This window comes from Roseateles sp. FW301-B2, from assembly GCF_058788955.1.
The window spans coordinates 1-20,160 of the sequence record NZ_JBYTBE010000013.1 but is presented as its reverse complement, the minus strand read 5'-3'; the positions used below and the strand labels follow the sequence as shown (position 1 = coordinate 20,160).

The window sequence follows — 20,160 nt, the reverse complement described above, 5'->3', positions numbered from 1 at the left end:
CCTTGGCGCAGAATCTCCGCATGCGCCGCCCCCTGCTCTGCTGCCTGCTGGCCTGCCTTCTGATCGGCTCTGCCGGTGCCCAACCCGCCGTGCAGGTGGGCTCCAAGCGCTTCACCGAAAGCTATGTGCTGGGCGAGCTGGTGCGGCAGAGCCTGCAGCGCGCCGGCGTCGCCGCCGAGCACCGGCAGGGCCTGGGCAACACCGCCATCCTGGCGCAGGCGCTGCAGTCCGGCAGCATCGACGTCTATCCGGAATACACGGGCACGATCGCGCGCGAGCTGCTGAAGCTCGAGGGCAGCCCGCCGGACCTGCCCGCGCTCAACCGGGCGCTGGCGGCGCGCGGCCTGAAGGCGGCGGTGCCGCTGGGCTTCAACAACAGCTATGCGCTGGCGATGCGCGAGGCCGATGCGGCGCGCCTGGGCGTGGACTCGATCTCGGCGCTGGCGCGGCTGGCGCCGGCCGAGGCGGCGCGCCTGCGCCTGGGACTCTCGCACGAGTTCCTGCAACGCGCCGACGGCTGGCCCGGCCTGGCGCGTGCCTACGGCCTGCGGTTGGCGGCGCCGGCCGGCATCGACCATGGCCTGGCCTATGAGGCCCTGGCGGGCAGCCAGGTGGACCTGATCGACGTCTACACCACCGACGCCAAGCTGGCGCGCCTGCCGCTGCGCGTGCTGCGCGACGACCGCCACTTCTTCCCGCGCTACGACGCCCTGCTGCTGATGCGCGCCTCGCTCGATGAGCGCCCCTTGGCCGCCGCGCTGGCCGGCCGCATCGACGCGCGCCGCATGATGGAGCTGAACGCCCAGGTGGAGCTGGACGGGCGCAGCTTCGCCGCGGTGGCAGCGGGCTTCCTGACCGAGGGCCAGGCAGCAGCGGCAGCAACGACCGAGGGCCGCGCCGGCCTGTGGCAGCGCCTGCTGGCGCCCGATCTGTGGCGCCTGCTCGGGCAACACCTGACCCTGGTGCTGGGCTCGCTGGCGCTGGGCGTGGCCCTGGGCGTGCCGCTGGGCATCTGGGCCTGGCTCAACCCGCGCCTGGCCGGCCTGCTGATGGCGGCGGTGGGGCTGCTGCAGACCCTGCCCTCGCTGGCCCTGCTGGCCTTTCTGATCGCCCTGCTGGGCCGCATCGGCTTCGTGCCGGCGCTGCTGGCGCTGTTCCTCTATGCCCTGCTGCCCATCGTGCGCATGACGCATGCCGGCCTGCAGGGCGTGCCGGCGGGGCTGCGCGAGGCCGGCCGGGCGCTGGGCCTGCGGCGTGGCCAGCTGCTGCGCAGCATCGAGCTGCCGCTGGCCCTGCCGGTGCTGCTGGCCGGCATCAAGACCGCCGCGGTGCTGAACGTGGGCACCGCCACGGTGGCGGCCTTTGTCGGTGCCGGCGGCCTGGGCGAGCGCATCGTCGCCGGCCTAGCGGTGAACGACAGCGATCTGATGCTGGCCGGCGCCCTGCCCGCGGCCGCACTGGCCCTGCTGGTGCAGTGGCTGTTCGATGCGCTGGAGCGCTGGGCGCGGCCGGGTTTGAATCGCTGAAGCGGCGCGGCCATTGGCGTTCAGCCGCGCACCTCGACCTGGCGCCTGTAGCCCTGCTGGCGCGGCAGGGCAATGCGCAGGACCCCGTTCTCGTAGCGGGCCTGTGCCTGGTTCACGTCCACGGCAGCGGGCAGATGGATGTCGCGACGGAAGCTGCCGTAGGCGCATTGCACCAGGCGGTAGTGGCCACGATCGAACTCCGCGTCGCAGCGCTTGTGCCCCGACACGCTGAGCACCTGCGGCGAACTCATCTCGATGCGGAAGTCCTCACGGCACATGCCAGGTGCCTCGATGCGCACGCTGAGCTGCTGCTCGTCGGCATAGATGTCCACCGCCATGAAGGTCCAGCGCGCCGGTGGCGGCCAGCGTTCGTCGAAGGCGGCCGCCGGCTTGGGCTGCGCGGCGGCAGCGCCTTCGGCCGGTGACTCCGCGACGGACCAGAACCGGGTCAGCGCGCCGCTGGCGCGCGCGCCCAGCTCACGCCAGCCCTCCGACAGCGATTCCCAGGCCTGGCCGGCACCATGCTTCAACTGCTCTGCGAGTTTGCTCATGGTTTCGGCCTCCGACTCAGCCCGCCGTCACCGCGATGCGACGCGGTTGGGCATAGGCCTGCTTGGGAATGCGCAGGGTCAGCACGCCGTCCTTCAGCTTGGCATCGATGCCCGCGCTGTCGAGTTCGCCACTGAGGGTGAAGCTGCGGCGGTAGCAGGGCACGCGCAGCTCTGCATAGACGGCCTCCAGATCCTTCGGCGTCTGCGGCTGCACACGGCCCTCTATCGTCAGGGCGTCGCCTTCGACGCGCACCTCCAGCAACTCCTTGGGCACGCCGGGCATATCGGCCAGCAAGGTGATGCCGCCTTCGTCCTCGAACACGTCGACCTGCGGCTGCACGGCACGCTCGTCGCGCTGCGCATCATCCCGCTGCTGCGTCTGATTCATGGGGGATTGGCTCATGATCACTACTCCTATGTCTGGCAGTTGGATGGCCTTACTGCACCGCGATGCGCTTGGCCTGCGCGGACTCGCGGCGCGCGATGCTGACCTGCAGCACGCCGTCGCGGTAATTGGCACGCACATGCTCGGGATCGATGTCCTCGGGCAGCGCCACCGCGCGGTCAAAGCGGCCGCAGACACGTTCACGCGTGTAGACATTCAGGCGAACGGCCCCGTCGCCGGGAATCGCGCTGGCGCGCTCGCCCGCGATGTGCAGCACGCCGCGATCGACGGTGACCTCGATCTTGGCCGGGTCCAGGCCCGGCGCGAAGGCATAGACCTCCACGCTGTTGCGGGTGCGGCCGACGTTGATCATCGGCAAGCTACCTGCGGCCACCGAGCGAATGCTGCTGGGCAGGGTCGAGATGCCGAAGGCGTCGTCAAGGTCGCGGCGCAGCCTTTCGAATTGACCGAACAGGCTGCTCGGATAGTTCAGCAATGATTGGTACATGGCTTGAGCTCCGTTCAGGATGTTTGAGATGAATGACCGGCTGGTCGATGCCTGAAATAGGAGCGTCCATGGCCCTTTCAAGAGCCGCCCGGATCCCCAGCATTAGGGAGGGAGGCGCGACGCAAGACCTGACCCCGCCCGCTAGGGCGCGGCGCTGCCCAGCGCCTCGCGCACAAAGCGCACCAGCGCGCGCGCGGTCTCGGAGCCGGCCGGCATCGGCAGGGTGAGCGCCTGGATGGCCTCGCCCTCGCTGAGCTGCAGGCGCCAGCCGGGCAACAGATCCACCAGCCCATCCTCGGGGCCGACGCAGAAATCCGGGCTCAGCACCAGGCCATCGCCATGGCGCGCCATCTGCAGCAAGGCGTCGAGATCGTTGCCCCAGGCGGCGGATCGCAGGGCCATCTCATGGCGCGCGCCGCTGCTCTCGTGCAGCCAGCAGGCCTCGGTGGGATCCTCGTGCTGGCCCACCAGCAGGCAGGGCAGCGCCGCCAGGGCCTGCGGCCCCTCCAGCGGCGCGCGCCCGGCGCGGCCATACAGGCGCACCGCATAGCGCAGCACCGGCTGGGCCACCCAGTCCTCGGGCGGGCGCGCGGTGGCGCGAAAGGCCAGGTCCACGCCCTCGCGCAGCAGGTCCACGCGCCGGTAGTTGAAGATCAGCTCGTAGCGCAGGTCGGGATGCAGGGTCTGGAAGCGCGCCAGCAGCGGCGCCAGCACATGCACGCCGAACACCGGCGCGGCGCTGATGCGCAGGGTGCCGCCGAGCTGGTCGCGCTCGCTGCGCAGCGCCAGGCGTGCGCCCTCGGCCGCCTCGTGCACGGTGCGGGCGCGCGCCAGCAGGCGCCGGCCGGGCTCGGTGAGGCTCAGGCTGCGGGTGCTGCGCGCGAACAGCGCCATGCCCACGGCCGCCTCGATGGCGGCGACGCGCCGGCTCACCGCGGCGCGCGTCAGGCCCAGCTCGCGCGCGGCGCGTGCAAAGCTGCCGGCCTGGGCGATGCGGGCAAACAGTTCCAGGGCGTTGGCGTCCAGGGCCTGGTCGGCGGCGCTGCGGCGGCGATGGGGCGAGAGTTGGGTGGCCACTGTCAACAATCCGGAATCAATGTGTCGTCGGATGCGAGTCTATTCCTTTGATTGTCACCAACCTAGACTGTCTGCATGCGCAATGAAACGGAAATCAGCACCACCCCCACCCAGCTGCGCTGCAGCGACGGCCGCCTGCTGCAAGCCACCTGGCATGAACCGGCCGGCCCGCTGCGCGCGGTGGCGGTGGTAAGCCCGGCGATGGCGGTGGCCAGCCCCTATTACCGCGGCTTTGCCGAATGGCTGGCCCGGCGCGGCTATGCGGTGCTGAGCTATGACTACCGCGGCATCGGCACGAATCTGCAGGGCCGCGTCAGGGACGAGGCCGCCGGCCTGCGCGACTGGGCCGGCCTGGACATGGCCGCCGCGCTGCGCGCCGCCGACAAGCGCCGCCAGCAGGCGCAGCAGAGCCAGGGCCAGGCGCTGGGGCTGCTGGCGATCGGCCATTCCTTCGGTGGCAACGCGGTGGGCATGGCGCCCGGCTTCGAGTGCGCCGATGCCTTGCTGGGCGTGGCGGCGCAGGCGGCCGACTGGCGCTTCTGGTCGGGCCTGCAGCGCGCCAAGGCCATGCTGTTCTTCCACGCCCTGCTGCCCGGCCTGAGCCATCTGCTGGGCCATGGCCCGGCCTGGCTGCTGGGCGCGCGCGCCCAGGCATTGCCGAAGGCGGCGGCGCTGGACTGGGCGCGCTGGGGCCGGCGCCGCGGCTATATGTTCAGCGACCCGAGCCTGCAGGGCCAGCTGGGCCACCACCGCTACACCGGCCCGGTGCATTTGTGGAACGTCAGCGACGACAGCCTGTTCGGCCCCGCCCCCGCGGTGGACCATCTGGCGCGCCAGTTCCGCAGCGCCGCGGTGCAACGCCACACCCTGGACCCACGCAGCCTGGGCCTACGCGCGATCGGCCACTTCGGCATGTTCAGGCGCGAGCTGGGCGAACGCATCTGGCCGCTGCTGCTGGCACCGATCGAGCAGGCCACGCCGGTGCTGCGCGAGCGGCTGCCCTGAGCCTTTCTCAGAGCTTGCCGGTGAAGATGCGGCCCAGCCAGCCCAGGTACCAGTCCAGCAGGCGCTGGAAGCGGCTTCTGGGCGGCGCTGCCGCTTCAACAGCCACCGCGACACCGTAGCGCGCCTGCAGCGCGGCGTTGAAGGCGGCAAAGAAGTCGCCCGCCATCTTCTGCGCCGCCATGTCCACCAGGCGCGAGCCGATCTGCGCGATCTTGCCGCCCACGCTGGCCTGCACCTCGTAGTGCAGCAGCGTCTGCGCCGGGCCCTGGGCCTCCAGCCGTACCTGGGCCTGCCCCTTGCCATGGCCGGCGGCGCCGCCCGAGCCCTCGAAGGCGAGCTGGTAGCTGTTGGGCGGTTGTAGATCGGAGAGCCTCAACTTGCCCTTGAACTTGGCCTTCACCGGGCCGATGGACACCGCCACCAGGGCCTCGTACTCATGCTCGCCACCCTCGACATTGACGGGTGTGAGCGCCTCGCAGCCGCTGATGGCGGCCTTCAGCATCTCGGTGTTGTTGAGCGCCTCCCAGGCCTGGGCCTGGGTGACTGGGAGGGTTTCTTGTCCGGTCAAATGCATGATGATGAGGATGACGAAGATGAGGCGCTGAGCAGGCGTGCGAGTTGTTCCAGGCTGGCGAGATTGTGGGCCGGCACATGCAGGCTGACCTCGGGCAGCAGCGCCTTGATGCCGGCGGCCTTGGGTTCGAAGCCCTCATAGCGCAGCAGCGGATTCAACCAGATCAGCTGGCGGCAGCGCAGGCGCAGGCGCGCTGCCTCCCGGGCCAGGGCCTCGCAGCGCGGGTCGTCGTCAGCGCCCTGCTCCAGCCCGTCGGTGATCAACAGCACGGTGGCATCGGCGGGCAGCACGCGCCGCGCCCAATGCTGGTTGAACTCGTGCAGGCAGGCGCTGATGCGCGTGCCGCCCGACCAGTCCGCCACCCGGCGCGACACCGCGGCCACCGCCAGATCGGGGTCGCGCTGGCGCAATAGGCGGGTGATGGGCGTGAGCCGGGTGCCGAACACAAAGCTCGCGACGCGCGGCGCATGGCGCTGTTGCTGCGGGTTGGCCAGGCCATGGGCCAGGTGCAGCAGCATGCGCGAATAGCGGCTCATCGAGCCCGAGATATCGGCCAGGATCAGCAGCGGCGCCACACGCAGGCGCGGCCGCTCACGCCGCAGGGCAAGACCCGGCCCCCGGGCCGAAGCGCGCAGGCTGGCGCGCCAGGCCACCCGGCCCTGCGCGGCCGGTGCCCAGCGGCGCGTGGGGCGGCGCGGAAACAGGGTCTGCAGCTGGGCCAACAGCCGCTTGGCATGGGCCCATTCGGCAACCGTCATGGTCTCGAAATCGCGCTGGCGCAGCAGCTCGCGCTGGCTCCAGGTGAGCGTGGCGTCGAGCTCGATGCGTGCTTGTTCCGCCGCCGGTGGCTGCGGCAGTTTCGCCGCCTGCGGGAACAGCGCGTCGGCGAGGCGGCGGTTCTCGGGCGGTGGCGGTGTGCCCGGCTTGGCCTGGGCGCGCGGCAACAGCATCGCCATCACCCGGCCCATCAGGTCGGGGTCGCGCCAGAAGATGTGAAAGGCCTGCTCGAACAGGGCGCGGTGCTCCTGGCGGTCCAGCAGGCAGGCCGCCAGCGTGGCCTTGAAATCCCGCCGCGAGGCGATGCCGCCGAGCTGCAGGGCCTGCAGGCAGAGCTCGATGCGATCGGTGCCCACGCGCAGGCCCGCATCGCGCAGCACGCGCGAGAAGTGCACGACGTTTGTTGCCAGATGGTCAGCCATGCGTCGCCACGCGCACCTGCTCCAGCAGGCGCGCTGCCTCCGAGCCCTGCACCTTGGCGATATCGTCCTGGTACTTGAGCAGCACGCCCAGGGTCATGTGCACGGTCTCGGGGTCCAGCACCAGGGCGTTGAGTTCCAGCAGCGCGCGCGACCATTCGATGGTCTCGGCGATGCCGGGCAGCTTGTAGAGATCGATGCCGCGCAAGCCCTGGATGAAGCCGACGATCTGGCGCGCCAGCGTCTCGCCCGCACCGGGCACGCGGCGCTGCAGGATCGCCAGCTCGCGCGCCGCATCCGGAAAGCCCACCCAGTGGTAGAGGCAGCGCCGCTTCACCGCGTCGTGGATCTCGCGCGTGCGGTTGGAGGTGATGACGACGATGGGCGGCGCGACCGCGCTGACCGTGCCGAGCTCGGGAATGGTGAGCTGGAAATCGCTCAGCAGCTCCAGCAGAAAGGCCTCGAAGGGCTCGTCGGCGCGGTCCAGCTCGTCGATCAGCAGCACCGGCGGGCCGGGCATCTCCAGCGCCTGCAGCAGGGCGCGCGGGATCAGGAAGTGGCGGGTGAAGAGCTCGTCGGCATGCAGCGGCTGCCCCTCCTTGGCCGCCTGGATCTCCAGCATCTGGCGCGCGTAGTTCCACTCGTAGGCGGCGCTGGCCATGTCCAGGCCCTCGTAGCACTGCAGGCGGATGAGGGGCCGGTCCAGCAGCGCCGCCAGGGTCTTGGCGATCTCGGTCTTGCCGGTGCCGGGCTCGCCCTCCAGGAACAGCGGGCGCTGCAGGCGCAAGGCCAGGAAGACCGCGCAGGCCAGCTCGCGCTCGGCCACATAGTCGTGGGCGAGCAGGCCGGCCGCGCAGTCATCAATGCTGGAGGGCAGCGCCGCCATCAGCCTGCGGCGGCCACGGCGCGACCGGCCAGCACCGGGATCAGCGCGGCGCGGTAGGCGGCCGAGCCATGCAGATCGCTGTTGAGGCCGTCGGGCTTGATGGACACCAGCTTGGCCGAGGTCTCGCTCCAGCTGCTGGCGAGCGCCGCCTCGATGGTGCTGGCGCGGAACACGCAGGGCCCGGCCCCGGTGACAGCCACCCGCACGCCCGCTGCCGTCTTGGCCACGAACACGCCGACGATGGAAAAGCGCGAGGCCGGCTGCTTGAACTTCTGCCAGGCCGCCTTGAGCGGCACCGGGAAGCTCACCGAGCTGATGATCTCGCCCTCCTGCAGCGCCGTCTCGTACAGGCCCTTGAAGAAGTCATCCGCGGCGATGCTGCGCCTGTCGGTGTGGATGGTGGCGCCCAGGGCCAGCACGGCCGCCGGGTAGCAGGCCGCCGGATCGTTGTTGGCCAGGCTGCCGCCCAGGGTGCCGCGGTTGCGCACCTGGCGATCGCCGATATGGCCGGCCAGATCGGCCAGCGCGGGAATAGCCTGCTGTACCTCCTTGGACGCGGCCACGGTGGCATGGGTGCTCATCGCACCGATCACGACGCGGCCGTTGTCCACGCGTATGCCCTTGAGATCGGCCAGCGCACTCAGGTCCACCAGCGAGGCCGGTGCGGCCAGGCCCAGCTTGATGGCGCCCAGCAAGGACTGACCCCCGGCAATGATCTTGGCATCCAGGGCGGCGGCGGCGCGCGCCGCATCGGCCAGGGTGGCGGCTTGGGTGTAGTTGAAGCTCATGAGTGATCCCCTTTCCTTCAACGCGATGCTTGGATGGCTTGCCAGACGGCATGCGGCGTGGCGGGCATGGGCACATCCTTGACGCCGATGGCGTTGCAGATGGCGTTGATCACCGCCGGTGGCGAGCCGATCGCGCCGGCCTCGCCGCAGCCCTTCACGCCCAGCGGGTTGTGCGTGCAGGGCGTGCCCTTGGCGGTCCTGATCTGGAAGCTGGGCAGGTCGTCGGCGCGCGGCATGGCGTAGTCCATATAGCTGCCGGTGAGCAGCTGGCCGCTCTCCACGTCGTAGATGCCATGCTCCAGCAGCGCCTGGCCGATGCCCTGCGCGATGCCGCCCTGCACCTGGCCCTCGACGATCATCGGGTTGACGATGTTGCCGAAGTCGTCCACCGCGCTGAAGCGGTCCACCCGCACCTGGCCGGTGGCCGGGTCCACCTCGACCTCGCAGACATAGCTGCCGGCCGGGTAGGTGAAGTTGGTGGGGTCGTAGAAGGCGTTCTCGTTCAGACCGGGCTCGAGCTTGTCGAGCGGGTAGTTGTGCGGCACGTAGGCGGTGAGCGAGACCGAGGCGAAGGGCACACTCTTGTCGGTGCCGGCCACCTTGAACACGCCGTTCTCGAACTCGATGTCGGTGTCGGCCGCCTCCAGCAGATGCGCGGCGATCTTCTTGCCCTTGGCGATCACCTTGTCCACCGCCTTGACGATGGCGGTGCCGCCCACCGAGAGCGAGCGGCTGCCATAGGTGCCCATGCCGAACAGCACCTTGCCGGTGTCGCCATGCTGGATGTCGACATCGTCGATCGGGATGCCCAGCTTGTCGGCCACCACCTGCGCGAAGGTCGTCTCATGGCCCTGGCCATGCGAATGCGAGCCGGTGAAGATGGTGACCTTGCCGGTCGGATGGACCCGCACCTCGCCGGCCTCGAACAGGCCGGCGCGCGCGCCCAGGGCACCGGCGATGTTCGATGGCGCCAGGCCGCAGGCCTCGATATAGGTGGAGTAGCCGATGCCGCGCTTCAGGCCCTTGGCCTCGCTGACCGCCTTGCGCGCCGCAAAGCCAGCCACGTCGGCGAGTTCGATCACGCCATTCAGCGTGGCGTCGTAGTCGCCGGTGTCGTAGGTCAGGCCCACCGGGGTGGCGTAGGGGAAGCTGTGGATGAAGTTGCGGCGGCGGATCTCGGCCGGGTCCAGGCCCAGCTCATGGGCCGCGGTTTCCACCAGCCGCTCCACCACATAGGTAGCCTCGGGGCGGCCGGCACCGCGGTAGGCGTCCACCGGCGCGGTGTTGGTGAACACCCCCGTCACCTCGGCATAGATCTTGGGCGTGGTGTACTGGCCGGCCAGCAGGGTGGCGTACAGAATCGTCGGCACGCTGGACGCAAAGGTGGAGAGGTAGGCCCCCAGATTGGCGGTGGTGTGCACGCGCATGGCCAGGAAATGGCCATCCTTGTCGGTGGCAAGCTCGGCCACGGTGGCATGGTCGCGGCCATGGGCGTCGCTCAGAAAGCTCTCGCTGCGCTCGGCGGTCCACTTGATGGGCCGGCCCAGCTGCTTGCTGGCCCAGGTGAGCGCGGTCTCCTCGGCATAGAGAAAGATCTTGGAGCCGAAGCCGCCGCCTACATCGGGCGCCACCACGCGCACCTTGTGCTCGGGGATGCCCAGCACGAAGGCGCACATCAGCAGGCGCTCCACATGCGGGTTCTGGTTCGCCACATAAAGCGTCCAGCTCTCGTCGCCCGGGTTGTAGCTGGCGTTGGCGGCGCGCGGCTCGATCGCGTTGGGGATCAGCCGGTTGTTGCGGAACTCCAGCTTGGTGATGTGCGGCGCGCTGGCAAACACCGCATCGGTGGCGGCCTTGTCGCCGCAGCCCCAGGTGTAGCAGACGTTGTCCGGCGCCTCGTCGTGCACACTGGCCGGCGCGCCCTTGGCCGCCGCCGCATCCACCACCGGGCTCAGGTCCTCGTAGTCGACCTCGATCAGCTGGGCCGCGGCCTTGGCCTCGGCATAGCTCTCGGCCACCACCAGCGCCAGCTGGTCGCCCACATAGCGCACCTTGCCATCGGCCAGGATGGGGTGCTTGGGCTCCTTCATCGGCGAGCCATCGAGGCTGTTGATAAGCCAGCCGCAGGGCAGGCCGCCGATGCTGCGGAAATGCTCGCCGGTGTAGACATCCAGCACGCCGCTGGCCGCCTTGGCCGCGGCGGTGTTGATGCTCTTGATGCGCGCATGCGCATAGGGGCTGCGCAGGAAGTAGGCATACGTCTGGCGCGGCAGCACGATGTCGTCGGTGTACTGGCCACGGCCGGTGAGGAAACGCGCGTCTTCACGACGGCGCACGCTTTGGCCGATCAGGCCTTGCTGGGGTGCGTTCATGGTGGCTGGCTCCTCACTTCATTCCCTGGGCGCCGAGCTGCACGGCGCGCACGATGTTCTGGTAGCCGGTGCAGCGGCAGAAATTGCCCTCCAGGCCCTCGCGGATCTGCGCCTCGCTGCTGCAGCCATGGTGCTGCACCAGGTCCACCGCGCTCATCACCATGCCGGGGGTGCAGAAGCCGCATTGCAGGCCATGGCATTCCTTGAAGGCGGCCTGCATGGGATGCAGTTCACCATTCGCGGCCGCGAGCCCCTCGATGGTGGTGATCTCGGCGCCGTTCAGCTGCACCGCCAGCACATTGCAGGACTTCACCGCGCGGCCGTTCACATGCACCGTGCAGGCGCCGCACTGGCTGGTGTCGCAACCCACATGGGTGCCGGTGAGCGCGAGATCCTCGCGCAGGAATTGCACCAGCAAGCGGTCGGGCGCGATCTCGCGCGTCACCGTCTTGCCGTTGACCTTGAGCGTCGTTTTCTGGCTCATGATGTCTCCTTGTAGGGGTCAGCGGACAAGCCCCATGCTCGCGGGGATTCACTGCCCGAACAGCTACCGTTATCCCTCCTGTATGCCCATCCATAGAGCCCGCCACCCCTGGGTTGTGCGTCAAGCTGGCACACTGCTGCGATAGCAAGGGGTTGGCTGCAATGGACAACGTGGATCTGCAGGTGCTGCGCCAGGTGGCGCAATGGCTGGATGATGAAAAGCGCGGCGTGGTGCTGGGCACCATCACGCGCACCTGGGGCTCGGCACCGCGGCCGGTGGGTTCGCTGGTGGCGGTGCGCGACGATGGCCAGATCGCCGGCTCGGTCTCGGGCGGCTGCATCGAGGACGACCTGGTCGCCAAGCTGCGCGAGGGCGCGCTGCGGCTTAGCAAGCCCGAGCTGATCCGCTATGGCGTGGGCGCCGAGGAGGCCACGCGCTTCGGCCTGCCCTGCGGCGGCACGCTGGAACTGGTGCTGGAGCCGCTGGGGCCGGCCTCGCAGGTGCAGGCCCTGCTCGCCAAGCTGGCCGCCGGCGCTCGCGTGCGGCGCGTGCTGGACATGCACAGCGGCGCCGTCAGCCTGCATGCGCCCGAGGCCGGTGCCGATGTGGTGCAACTCAGCGCCACCACCCTCATCACCCACCACGGCCCGCAATGGCGCCTGCTCGTCATCGGCGCCGGCCAGCTCACCCAGTACCTCGCCAACTTCGCGCTGGCGCTCGACTACCAGGTGCTGGTGTGCGACCCGCGCGACGAATACCAGCCCGAGATCCCCGGCGCCCGCATCACCCGCGAGATGCCCGACGACTGCGTGCTGGCCTTTGCCCCGGATGGCCACAGCGCCATCGTGGCCCTGACCCACGACCCCAAGCTCGACGACCTGGCGCTGATGGAAGCGCTCAAGAGCCCGGCCTTCTATGTCGGCGCGATCGGCTCACGCCTCAACCAAGCCAAGCGCCGCGCCCGCCTGGCCGAGCATTTCGGCCTCAGCGAGGCCGAGCTGGCGCGCCTGCACGGCCCGGTGGGCCTGCACATCGGCGCACGCACGCCACCCGAGATCGCGCTGTCCATCCTGGCGCACATGACCGCCGAACGCTACGGCGTCACGCTCAGCAGTTCGTCGGCCGGCTCGGGCGCGGAGGCGGGCTGCAGCCTCTAGGAAGCCTTGCGCCTGCCCTTGGTTTCGGTGGGGGCGATATAGGTCACCACCACCTCGCTGACGATGCCGTTGGCGGTGGTGCCGAACTCGATGCGCATCTGCTTGTTCTTGGCCACCAGGGTCTCGGGCGAGGCCGCCACCAGCTCGGCGCGCGGCATGCCGTCGATCTGCGCAAACATATGCTTGGCCGTGCCGGACATGGTCAGGGTCTTGCCGTCGGCCAGCTCGTACTGGCCGGCCAGGCTCTTGAATTCGCTCGCCTGCAGCTTGTAGGCCTTGCCCGGCAACACGATCTTGGCCACCGTGCCACTGACCTTCACGGGCTCCAGCTGGGCCGGTGCGGCCTGCGCCATGGCCAATGCGGGTACCAGCATCAATGCGGCAATTGCGATCTGCGTTCTCATGGTCGCCACCTTTCGGGCATGGACCCGGACGCGGGTCCAGATTCAATATAGGTCGGGCCATGGTCACCATATTGAGGCGCCGCAATGCCGGCGCGTCCAGGCTAGGATGGCGCCACCATGATCCATTTGCACTACTACCCCAGCAATGCCAGCTTCGCGCCGCATGTGCTGCTGGAAGAACTGGGCCTGCCCTTCGAACTCAAGCTGGTGGACCGCGACCAGGGCGCACACAAGTCGCCCGCGTACCTGAAGCTCAACCCCATGGGCCTGATCCCGACCCTGGTGGATGGCGAGCTGGTGCTGTCGGAAACCGCCGCCATCCTGCTGCACCTGGCCGACACCCACCCGGCGGCCGGGCTGCTGCCGGCATTGGGCACGGCCGAACGCGCGCAGGCCTACAAATGGCTGATGTGGCTCACCAACACCCTGCAGCCGCTGCTGATGGCCTACTACTACCCGGAGCGCTGGGTGGACGAGGGCAACGCCGCCGGCGTGGCCCAGGTGAAGGCCCATGCCGAGGCGCAGATCAGCGCGCCCGGCGGCCTGCTGGACCTCCTGGAAGCCGAGTTCCAGCGCCACCAGGGTCCCTGGACGCTGGGCGCAAGCTACAGCGCACTGGACCCCTTCAGCTTCATGCTGTGCCGCTGGACGCGCGGCTTCGCGCGCCCGGCGCGCAGCTGGCCGGCGCTGGGCGCCTTTCTGCAGCGCATGCTGGCGCGGCCCGCGGTGCAGCGCGCCATCGCCACCGAACAGCTGCCGCAGCCCTGGATTTAGCTCAGGCCGGCCGGCTGTAGACGTCCCGGTCCAGCCGCTCCATCAGCGCCTCCGGCTTGGCCACCGGCGTGAAGCCGAACTGCGCATAGAGCCAGGGCGCGGTGCTGGTGGCGAGCATGAAGCGGCGCAGGCCTTGCAGCTGCGGGTGCGCCAGCACCGCCCGCATCAGCGCCTTGCTGTGGCCACGGCCGCGATGCTCGGCCAGCACGAACACATCGCACAGATAGGCGAAGCTGGCGCCATCGGTGACGACGCGGGCAAAGCCGATCTGCGCGCCCTCCAGATAGGCGCCAAAGCACAGCGAGTTGGCGATCGATCGCTCCATGGTGGCGCGCGGCAGGCCCAGCGCCCAGCTGGATTCCTGGCTCAGAAAGCGGTGCAGCAGGTCCAGGTCCAGGGCTGCCTTGTCGTCGCTGATGGTGAGTGTCTGCATGGGCCGCATTTCAGCAGAAAGAACCAATGTCGCACAATGGAAGTCATATGACCGAGCTGCTGCTGATACGCCATGGCGAGACCGACTGGAACCGCCGCCAATGTTTCCAGGGCCAGATCGACGTGCCGCTGAACGCCCATGGCCTGGCCCAGGCCGAGCGCCTGGCGGCGCGCCTGCGCGCCGAGCCCATCCAGGCCCTGGTGGCCAGCGACCTGAGCCGCGCGCTGCAGACCGCCGCGCCGCTGGCGCAGGCCCTGGGCCTGCAGACCGAGCGGCAGGCGGCGCTGCGCGAGCAGGGCTTCGGCATTCTGGAAGGCATGAGCTTCGACGACATCCGCCGCGCCCATCCCGAGGAGTTCGCGCAATGGGCCCGCCATGAGCCCGATTACGCGCTGCCGGGTGGCGCCGAAAGCCGCCAGCATTTCTTCCAGCGCGTCATCGCCGCGCTGGGCCAGCTGGCGGTGGCGCACCCGCGCCAGACCCTGGCCGTGGTCACCCATGGCGGCGTGCTCGACATGGTGTGGCGCCACGCCCAGGCCCTGCCCCTGCACGGCGCGCGCGAATGCGCCATTCCGAATACCGGCATCAACCGCGTACGCGTGCGCCTGGACGATGCCGGCGCCGCGCGCTTCGAGATCCTCGGCTGGGCCGACGCGGCCCATCTGGAGGGCCTGGCGGATCAGGGCTTGGCGGCCGTGTCGGCCAGGTAGGCGGCCGTCATTTCCTGCGCCAGCTGATCCAGCTTCAGCCGCTCCAGCACGCGCGGGCTGAAATCGAAATCGCGCTGGCTGGTGTAGATGGCCTCGCCCACGCGCGGCAGGCGCGCGCCGGCGCGCGGCCCCAGGGCCGGCAGCAACGGGTGCACGCGCAGGCGCAATACCAGGGCGGCGTTCGCATCGTCGGCAAACACGGCGGTGTCCACCACCAACTCGCAGCCCTGGCGCTGCGCCTCGCCCAGCACCGCCTCCAGGGTGGCGGCGAGATCGCTGCTGCCGACGCGCAACAGCATCGGCACGACGCGCCGTCCGGCCGCATCCAGGCTGGCCGCCACCTGCTGGTTGAAGCGCAGATTGAGGCGGTCCCAGGCCAGGTTCTCCGCCTCGCTGCCGAGGTTGCGGCCATGGCCGTAGACGATCAGGCAGGGCGGGGTCTGCGCCATCGCGGCGCAGCCGGCCAGCAACAGGGTAGCGATCAGACCGTGGCGCAACATCGCCGGCAGTCTAAGCCAGCTCCAGCCTGAAGGCGCTCACCGCATCCACCAGCACGCGCGCCTGCTGGCTCAGGCTGTCGGCCGCGGCGGCGGATTGCTCCACCAGCGCCGCGTTCTGCTGGGTCGACTCGTCCAGCTGCGCCACCGCCTGGTTGATCTGCACAATGTCGCGGCTCTGTGCCTCGGCCGCCGCGCCCAGCTCGCCGATCAGGCCCACCACGCGCGCCACCTGCGCGTGGATGTCGCGCATGCTGTGGCCGGCCTCGCCCACCAGGCGCGAGCCGGCCTCCACCGTGCTTTCGTTGGTGGCGATCAGCGACTTGATCTCGCGCGCCGCGCTGGCCGAGCGCTGCGCCAGATTGCGCACCTCTGCGGCCACCACCGCAAAGCCGCGCCCCTGCTCGCCGGCACGGGCCGCCTCCACCGCGGCGTTCAGGGCCAGGATATTGGTCTGGAAAGCGATGCCGTCGATCACGCCGACGATGTCGCCGATGCGGCGCGAGGCCGCGTTGATGCCATCCATGGTGCTGATGACCTGCCCCACCACCGCCGCGCCGCGCTCGGCCGCGCCACTCGCGACGGCGGCAAAGGCATTCGCCTGGCGCGCCGTCTCGGCGCTGCCCAGTACCGTGCCGGAGAGCTGCTCCATCGAGGCGGCGGTCTGCTGCAGGCTGCTGGCCTGGCGTTCGGTGCGTTGCGAGAGATCGCCATTGCCCACCGCGATCTGGCCGGCGCCGGTGGCCACCGAGTCGCTGCTGGCACGCACCACGCCCACCAGGCTGCGCAAGGCCTCCTGCATGGCATGCAGGGAACGGCTCAGCTGGCCCACCTCGTCGTCCGACTCGGCCACGATGCGCGAGCTGAGGTCGCCACGCGCGATGCGCTGGGTCACCTGCACCGCCGCCAGCAAGGGCCGGGTGACGCTGCGCGCCAGCCAGTTGGCGATCACCAGCCCGCACATGGCCGCCAAGCCCAGCAGGCCCAGCATCGCCAAGCCGGCGCGCGCGATGGTGGCGTCGGCCTCCTGCTTGGCCTCATCCATGCGCTGGCGCTGCAACTTGACCAGCTCGTTGAGGCTGCCGAAGTAGGCCGTCTGCGTCTGCGAGACCTCACCCACCAGCAGGTCGCGCGCGGCCTCATTGTGCCCGGCCAGGCCTTCGCTGATGGCCTGGTCCATCACCTTCACATAGGCTTGGCGCGTCGCTGTGACCTGCTTCAGCAAGGCCCCGCCGGCCTCCGCCGCGAGGCGATCCTCCAGTTGCTTGAGCAGGCCCCGGGTGTCGTTGCGGTTGGCGTCGATCACCGCCTTCTCGGCCTGCTTGGCCGCGGCGTCGCTGAGCAGGGCGATATTGCGCGCGGCACGGGCGGTGACGTTGACGTTGTCCTTGATCTGGCCAAGCAGGCCGACGACCACCAGATGCTGCTCGGTCAGCGCCTGCATCCGCAGCCCCACCTGGCTGAGCGCCAGGCGTCCGAACAGGGCCACCGCCATGCTGACGAGTATCAGGAGCGCAAACCCCAGCCGCAGCCGTGTCGCGATGGAACGGTTTCTCAATGCTTGCATATGCTGAACTCCCTGAGGCAACGGCGAGTTCGGCCCGGCGCATGCGCAGGGACGCGGGCGACCGTCCACACCCGCCCCAGCGCGCCCCCGCCATCATGTTGTTATGCGGCGATTCTGCGCCGCGCCCCCTGCCTCGGCAATCGCCCTCTGGTCGGAAGCCGGGCGGCTTGCTATGGTGGGCCGCATGAGCAGGCAAACCCGCCCATCCACGAGCCGCCGCGCCTGGCTGCAGCAGCTGGGCCGCGTGGCCGGCAGCGGCGCGGTCTATGCGGCGCTGACCCAGCTTGGCCTGGTGCAGGCCTCGCCGGCGCGCGCCGATTTCGGCCTGGGCCGCGCGCCCAAGGGGGCCCGCGTGCTGGTGCTGGGGGCAGGTCTTGCCGGCCTGGTATCGGCCTATGAGCTGCAGCGCGCCGGCTACCAGGTGCAGCTGCTGGAATACCAGGCACGCCCCGGCGGCCGCTGCTGGACCCTGCGCGGCGGCGACCGCTACACCGAGCTGGGCGGCGCCAGCCAGCATTGCGAGTTCGCGCCGGGCGAGTATTTCAACCCCGGCCCCTGGCGCATCCCCTACCACCACCATGGCGTGCTGGGCTATTGCAAGCGCCTGGGCGTGGCGCTGCAGCCCTTCATCCAGGTCAACCACAACGCCTATGTGCATGGCCAGCAGGCCTTCGGCGGCAAGCCGCAGCGCTGGCGCGAGCTGCAGGCCGATTTCCAGGGCCAGGTGAGCGAGCTGCTGGCCAAGGTGGTGCAGCAGCATCAGCTCGACGAGACCCTCAGCAGCGAGGACCAGGCACGCCTGCTGGAGGCCCTGCGCAGCCATGGCGCCCTGGATGCCCAGGGGCGCTACCGGGCCGGCGAGATCGCCGCCGAGCGGCGCGGCTTCGGCCCGCAGCCGGGAGGCGGCGTGTCTGCCGCGCCGCCACATGATCAGCCGCTGGGCCTGCATGATGTGCTGGCCAGCGGCCTGGCCGGGCGGCTCGATCTCGGCAGCGGCTTCGAATACCAGATGCCGCTGTTCCAGCCGGTGGGCGGCATGGACGCGATCGCGCGGGCCCTGGCCAAGGCGGTGGGCCCGCGCATCCGCTACCGGGCGCGCGTCACCGAGATCCAGCAGGACGAGCGCGGCGTGACGGCGCAATACGAAGACCTCGCCCGTCCCGGCACGCCGCTGAGCGTGAGCGCCGACTGGTGCATCTGCACCCTGCCGCTGTCGGTGCTCTCGCAAGTGGAGATGCGCATCAGCCCGGCGCTGCGCGCCGCCATCGATGCGGTGAGCTATTTCGCCGCGGTCAAGGTGGGCCTGCAGTTCGGGCGCCGCTTCTGGGAAGAGGACGAGGGCATCTACGGCGGCATCAGCAGCACCGATCTGGCGATACGCACGATCGGCTATCCCAGCCACCATTTCCACGCGCGCAAGGGCGTGCTGCTGGGCGCCTATGCCTTTGGCGCCAATGCCTACGAGTTCAGCGCGCTGGCCCCGGCCGAGCGCGTGCGCGAGGCGCTGCGCCTGGGCGCGCAGATCCATCCGCAATACCCGGCCGAGTTCGAGCATGGCATGGCGGTGGCCTGGCATCGCCACCCGGCCACGCTGGGCTGCTTTGCCTGGTGGACGCAGGCGGCGCGCGAGCGCCATTACGCGCAGCTGCTGCGGATGGACGGGCGCCTGATCCTGGCCGGCGAGCATGCCTCGCTGCTGCCGGCCTGGCAGGAGGGCGCAGTGCTCTCGGCCCAGCATGCGGTGACGCAGCTGCACGCCAAGGCCAGCGCATGAGATCGGCGCTGCTGCTGCTCGGCCTGGTCGGCCTGCCCGCGCTGGCGATGGATGAGCCACGCTTCTCGGCCGGCTGGGGCTTCGACCAGCGCAGCGGCCCGGCCCTCTACGCCGCGATCTGCGCCGGCTGCCACATGCCCGACGGCCGCGGTGCCCGTGGCGCGGCCGCCTACCCGGCGCTGGCGGGCAATGCACGCCTGGCCGCCACGCCCTATCTGCTGCGCATGATCCTGAAGGGCGGCAAGGCCATGCCGGCCTTTGCCGGCGTGCTCGACGATGGCCAGGTCGGCGCGGTGGCCGGCGAGGTGCTGCGGCGCTTCGGCCCGCCCGGCCAGTCCGGCGTCGCCATCACCAACGACGAGGTGGCCGCCATGCGCGCCGCCATCCAGCAAGAGCAGAGGAGCCAAACCCCATGAAGACCATCGCCACCCTGGCCCTGCTGCTGGGCTGCTGCAGCCTCGGCCACGCCGACGAGGTGCTGCGCCACCGCCCGCCCGGCTCCAGCTTCCCGATCGCCAGTGCGGTGGAGGTGCCGGCCGGCAAGACCCTGGTCTATCTGAGCGGCGCGGTGCCGCCGGTGGTGGACGAGAAGGCCGAGCGCGGCAGCCTGGCCGCCTATGGCGACACCCGCACCCAGACCGCCGGCACGCTGGCCGGCATCGAGCGCAGCCTCAAGAGCCTGGGGCTCACCATGGGCGACGTGGTGAAGATGCAGGTGTTTCTGGTGGGCGACCCGGCCAAGGGCGGCAAGATGGATTTCGACGGCTTCATGAGCGCCTACCGCGAGCATTTCGGCAGCGCCGCACAGCCGCGCCTGCCGGCGCGCTCGGTGATGCAGGTGGCCGGGCTGGTGCTGCCGGGCTGGCTGGTGGAGATCGAGGTCACGGCCGTACGGCCCTGAGCCCTGCCCCCCACCTTACTGGCGGTTGCGCTGCCGGTTTTCGCGCAGCTCGCGCAGGCGCAGGCATTCAGGGTGCTGCTGGAATACCGGCTTCTCGCATTCGCGGTCGATGCAATAGGCCAGCGCCAGGAAGCTGCGGCTGCCGCAGGCCTCGCGCGGGCCGGCAGCCGATTCGGTGCGGCTGGCCGCCTGGGGTGGCGGCGCGACCGCCGACGCCGCATTGGCACGCGCCGGCGGACGCGGCCTGGCCTGGCTGGCCGCCAACGGCGTGCCGGTGCGCACCGGCACGCCGGCCTCGTCGCGCGCCTCGGTGATCACGGCGGGCACGGCGCTGGCGCTTGCCGTGGATGCCGGCACCGCAGCCGGTGGCGGCGTTGCACCCCGAGGCAGCCACATCCAGCCGGCCGTCGCGGCCAGGCCGGCCAGCAGCAGCGTCAGACCCAAGCGCCTGGCCATGCCGGCCGGCGCGGGCTCGGGCGCGGGCGCGGGCTCGGCCTGGCGTGGTTCGGGCAGCGGCGCTGGCGGCAAGGCGGGCGATGGCGCCGCGGGTGGTGGTACGGGCGCGGGCTCGGCCTCCAGCAGCAGATCGGG

The 20,160-nt window shown here is 70.4% G+C and carries 22 protein-coding genes and 1 pseudogene; 8 read left to right on the top strand and 15 right to left on the bottom strand.

The genetic code is table 11. The features are described from left to right. Positions 1-20: 20 nt before the first annotated feature. Positions 21-1,526: a glycine betaine ABC transporter substrate-binding protein gene (locus tag AC3WQY_RS10990; RefSeq protein ID WP_492708264.1), complete on the top strand. Its 1,506-nt coding sequence runs from the start codon at positions 21-23 to the stop codon at positions 1,524-1,526. 20 nt (positions 1,527-1,546) lie between these two features. Here the strand turns inward: AC3WQY_RS10990 and AC3WQY_RS10985 are convergent, their stop codons facing one another. The 4 genes from AC3WQY_RS10985 to AC3WQY_RS10970 all read right to left on the bottom strand — a co-directional run bounded on the left by AC3WQY_RS10985 (position 1,547) and on the right by AC3WQY_RS10970 (position 4,047). Continuing rightward, a complete protein-coding gene (locus AC3WQY_RS10985) occupies positions 1,547-2,077 on the bottom strand; it encodes an Hsp20/alpha crystallin family protein (protein WP_492708262.1) in 531 nt (176 codons plus the stop codon). A gap of 16 nt (positions 2,078-2,093) precedes the next feature. Continuing rightward, complete coding sequence (locus AC3WQY_RS10980; protein WP_285234827.1) at positions 2,094-2,480, bottom strand: Hsp20/alpha crystallin family protein; 387 nt, start codon at positions 2,478-2,480, stop codon at positions 2,094-2,096. A 34-nt stretch (positions 2,481-2,514) separates the two neighbouring features. Continuing rightward, positions 2,515-2,970 carry an Hsp20/alpha crystallin family protein gene (locus tag AC3WQY_RS10975; protein WP_285234826.1) on the bottom strand — a complete coding sequence of 152 codons (456 nt, stop codon included), beginning with the start codon at positions 2,968-2,970 and terminating at the stop codon, positions 2,515-2,517. Between the two features lie 141 nt (positions 2,971-3,111). After that, positions 3,112-4,047, bottom strand: a complete 936-nt coding sequence (locus AC3WQY_RS10970) for a LysR family transcriptional regulator (RefSeq protein WP_285234825.1) — start codon at positions 4,045-4,047, stop codon at positions 3,112-3,114. Positions 4,048-4,122: 75 nt separating this feature from the next. Here AC3WQY_RS10970 and AC3WQY_RS10965 point away from each other — a divergent pair, with 75 nt between their 5' ends. Beyond that, positions 4,123-5,052: an alpha/beta hydrolase family protein gene (locus AC3WQY_RS10965; protein WP_492708259.1), complete on the top strand. Its 930-nt coding sequence runs from the start codon at positions 4,123-4,125 to the stop codon at positions 5,050-5,052. Between the two features lie 7 nt (positions 5,053-5,059). Here AC3WQY_RS10965 and AC3WQY_RS10960 read toward each other — a convergent pair whose 3' ends face one another. From AC3WQY_RS10960 to AC3WQY_RS10935, 6 genes are read right to left on the bottom strand one after another with little or no spacing between them, the layout of a single operon-like run. Continuing rightward, positions 5,060-5,626: an SRPBCC family protein gene (locus tag AC3WQY_RS10960; protein WP_492708257.1), complete on the bottom strand. Its 567-nt coding sequence runs from the start codon at positions 5,624-5,626 to the stop codon at positions 5,060-5,062. Beyond that, positions 5,617-6,825 carry a vWA domain-containing protein gene (locus AC3WQY_RS10955; RefSeq protein WP_492708255.1) on the bottom strand — a complete coding sequence of 403 codons (1,209 nt, stop codon included), beginning with the start codon at positions 6,823-6,825 and terminating at the stop codon, positions 5,617-5,619. The genes AC3WQY_RS10960 and AC3WQY_RS10955 overlap by 10 nt, the downstream gene beginning before the upstream one ends. Continuing rightward, the gene (locus tag AC3WQY_RS10950) at positions 6,818-7,708 is read right to left on the bottom strand and encodes an AAA family ATPase (protein WP_492708253.1); all 891 of its coding nucleotides are present in this window, start codon (positions 7,706-7,708) and stop codon (positions 6,818-6,820) included. Before AC3WQY_RS10950 ends, AC3WQY_RS10955 begins: the two co-directional genes overlap by 8 nt. Then, entirely contained in the window at positions 7,708-8,496 is a 789-nt protein-coding gene (locus AC3WQY_RS10945) for an FAD binding domain-containing protein (RefSeq protein ID WP_285234821.1), read from the bottom strand. Before AC3WQY_RS10945 ends, AC3WQY_RS10950 begins: the two co-directional genes overlap by 1 nt. A gap of 17 nt (positions 8,497-8,513) precedes the next feature. Next, a complete protein-coding gene (locus AC3WQY_RS10940) occupies positions 8,514-10,868 on the bottom strand; it encodes a xanthine dehydrogenase family protein molybdopterin-binding subunit (protein WP_492708248.1) in 2,355 nt (784 codons plus the stop codon). A gap of 13 nt (positions 10,869-10,881) precedes the next feature. Then, positions 10,882-11,352, bottom strand: a complete 471-nt coding sequence (locus AC3WQY_RS10935) for a (2Fe-2S)-binding protein (protein ID WP_285234819.1) — start codon at positions 11,350-11,352, stop codon at positions 10,882-10,884. 161 nt (positions 11,353-11,513) lie between these two features. Between AC3WQY_RS10935 and AC3WQY_RS10930 the strand changes: the two genes are divergently transcribed. Then, positions 11,514-12,509, top strand: a complete 996-nt coding sequence (locus AC3WQY_RS10930; RefSeq protein ID WP_285234818.1) for an XdhC family protein — start codon at positions 11,514-11,516, stop codon at positions 12,507-12,509. Here AC3WQY_RS10930 and AC3WQY_RS10925 read toward each other — a convergent pair. Further along, positions 12,506-12,913: a hypothetical protein gene (locus AC3WQY_RS10925; RefSeq protein WP_285234817.1), complete on the bottom strand. Its 408-nt coding sequence runs from the start codon at positions 12,911-12,913 to the stop codon at positions 12,506-12,508. The two genes, AC3WQY_RS10930 and AC3WQY_RS10925, sit on opposite strands and share 4 nt — an antisense overlap. 117 nt (positions 12,914-13,030) lie before the next feature. Between AC3WQY_RS10925 and AC3WQY_RS10920 the strand changes: the two genes are divergently transcribed. Beyond that, positions 13,031-13,687, top strand: a complete 657-nt coding sequence (locus tag AC3WQY_RS10920; RefSeq protein WP_285234816.1) for a glutathione S-transferase family protein — start codon at positions 13,031-13,033, stop codon at positions 13,685-13,687. A 1-nt stretch (position 13,688) separates the two neighbouring features. Here AC3WQY_RS10920 and AC3WQY_RS10915 read toward each other — a convergent pair whose 3' ends face one another. Continuing rightward, positions 13,689-14,120 (bottom strand): GNAT family N-acetyltransferase, encoded by a 432-nt coding sequence (locus AC3WQY_RS10915; RefSeq protein ID WP_492708243.1) that lies wholly within the window; start codon positions 14,118-14,120, stop codon positions 13,689-13,691. A 47-nt stretch (positions 14,121-14,167) separates the two neighbouring features. On the opposite strand from AC3WQY_RS10915, the gene AC3WQY_RS10910 reads away from it, so the two are divergent. Beyond that, positions 14,168-14,830, top strand: coding sequence for a histidine phosphatase family protein (locus AC3WQY_RS10910; protein WP_492708241.1), 663 nt, complete (start codon positions 14,168-14,170; stop codon positions 14,828-14,830). Here the strand turns inward: AC3WQY_RS10910 and AC3WQY_RS10905 are convergent. After that, positions 14,800-15,330, bottom strand: coding sequence for a hypothetical protein (locus tag AC3WQY_RS10905; protein ID WP_492708239.1), 531 nt, complete (start codon positions 15,328-15,330; stop codon positions 14,800-14,802). The genes AC3WQY_RS10910 and AC3WQY_RS10905 overlap by 31 nt on opposite strands. Before the next feature lie 10 nt (positions 15,331-15,340). Beyond that, positions 15,341-16,894 (bottom strand): methyl-accepting chemotaxis protein, encoded by a 1,554-nt coding sequence (locus AC3WQY_RS10900; RefSeq protein WP_492708237.1) that lies wholly within the window; start codon positions 16,892-16,894, stop codon positions 15,341-15,343. Positions 16,895-17,078: 184 nt separating this feature from the next. On the opposite strand from AC3WQY_RS10900, the gene AC3WQY_RS10895 reads away from it, so the two are divergent. The 3 genes from AC3WQY_RS10895 to AC3WQY_RS10885 are packed head-to-tail and all read left to right on the top strand — an operon-like array spanning position 17,079 to position 19,569. Continuing rightward, on the top strand, positions 17,079-18,668 hold the full coding sequence (locus AC3WQY_RS10895; protein ID WP_492708235.1) for a flavin monoamine oxidase family protein: 1,590 nt from the start codon (positions 17,079-17,081) through the stop codon (positions 18,666-18,668). After that, on the top strand, positions 18,665-19,084 hold the full coding sequence (locus tag AC3WQY_RS10890) for a c-type cytochrome (RefSeq protein WP_492708233.1): 420 nt from the start codon (positions 18,665-18,667) through the stop codon (positions 19,082-19,084). Before AC3WQY_RS10895 ends, AC3WQY_RS10890 begins: the two co-directional genes overlap by 4 nt. After that, the gene (locus AC3WQY_RS10885; protein WP_285234809.1) at positions 19,081-19,569 is read left to right on the top strand and encodes a RidA family protein; all 489 of its coding nucleotides are present in this window, start codon (positions 19,081-19,083) and stop codon (positions 19,567-19,569) included. The genes AC3WQY_RS10890 and AC3WQY_RS10885 overlap by 4 nt, the downstream gene beginning before the upstream one ends. A 15-nt stretch (positions 19,570-19,584) precedes the next feature. On the opposite strand, the pseudogene AC3WQY_RS10880 reads toward AC3WQY_RS10885, so the two are convergent. After that, positions 19,585-20,160 (bottom strand): annotated as a pseudogene (locus tag AC3WQY_RS10880) (hypothetical protein); the annotation flags it as partial.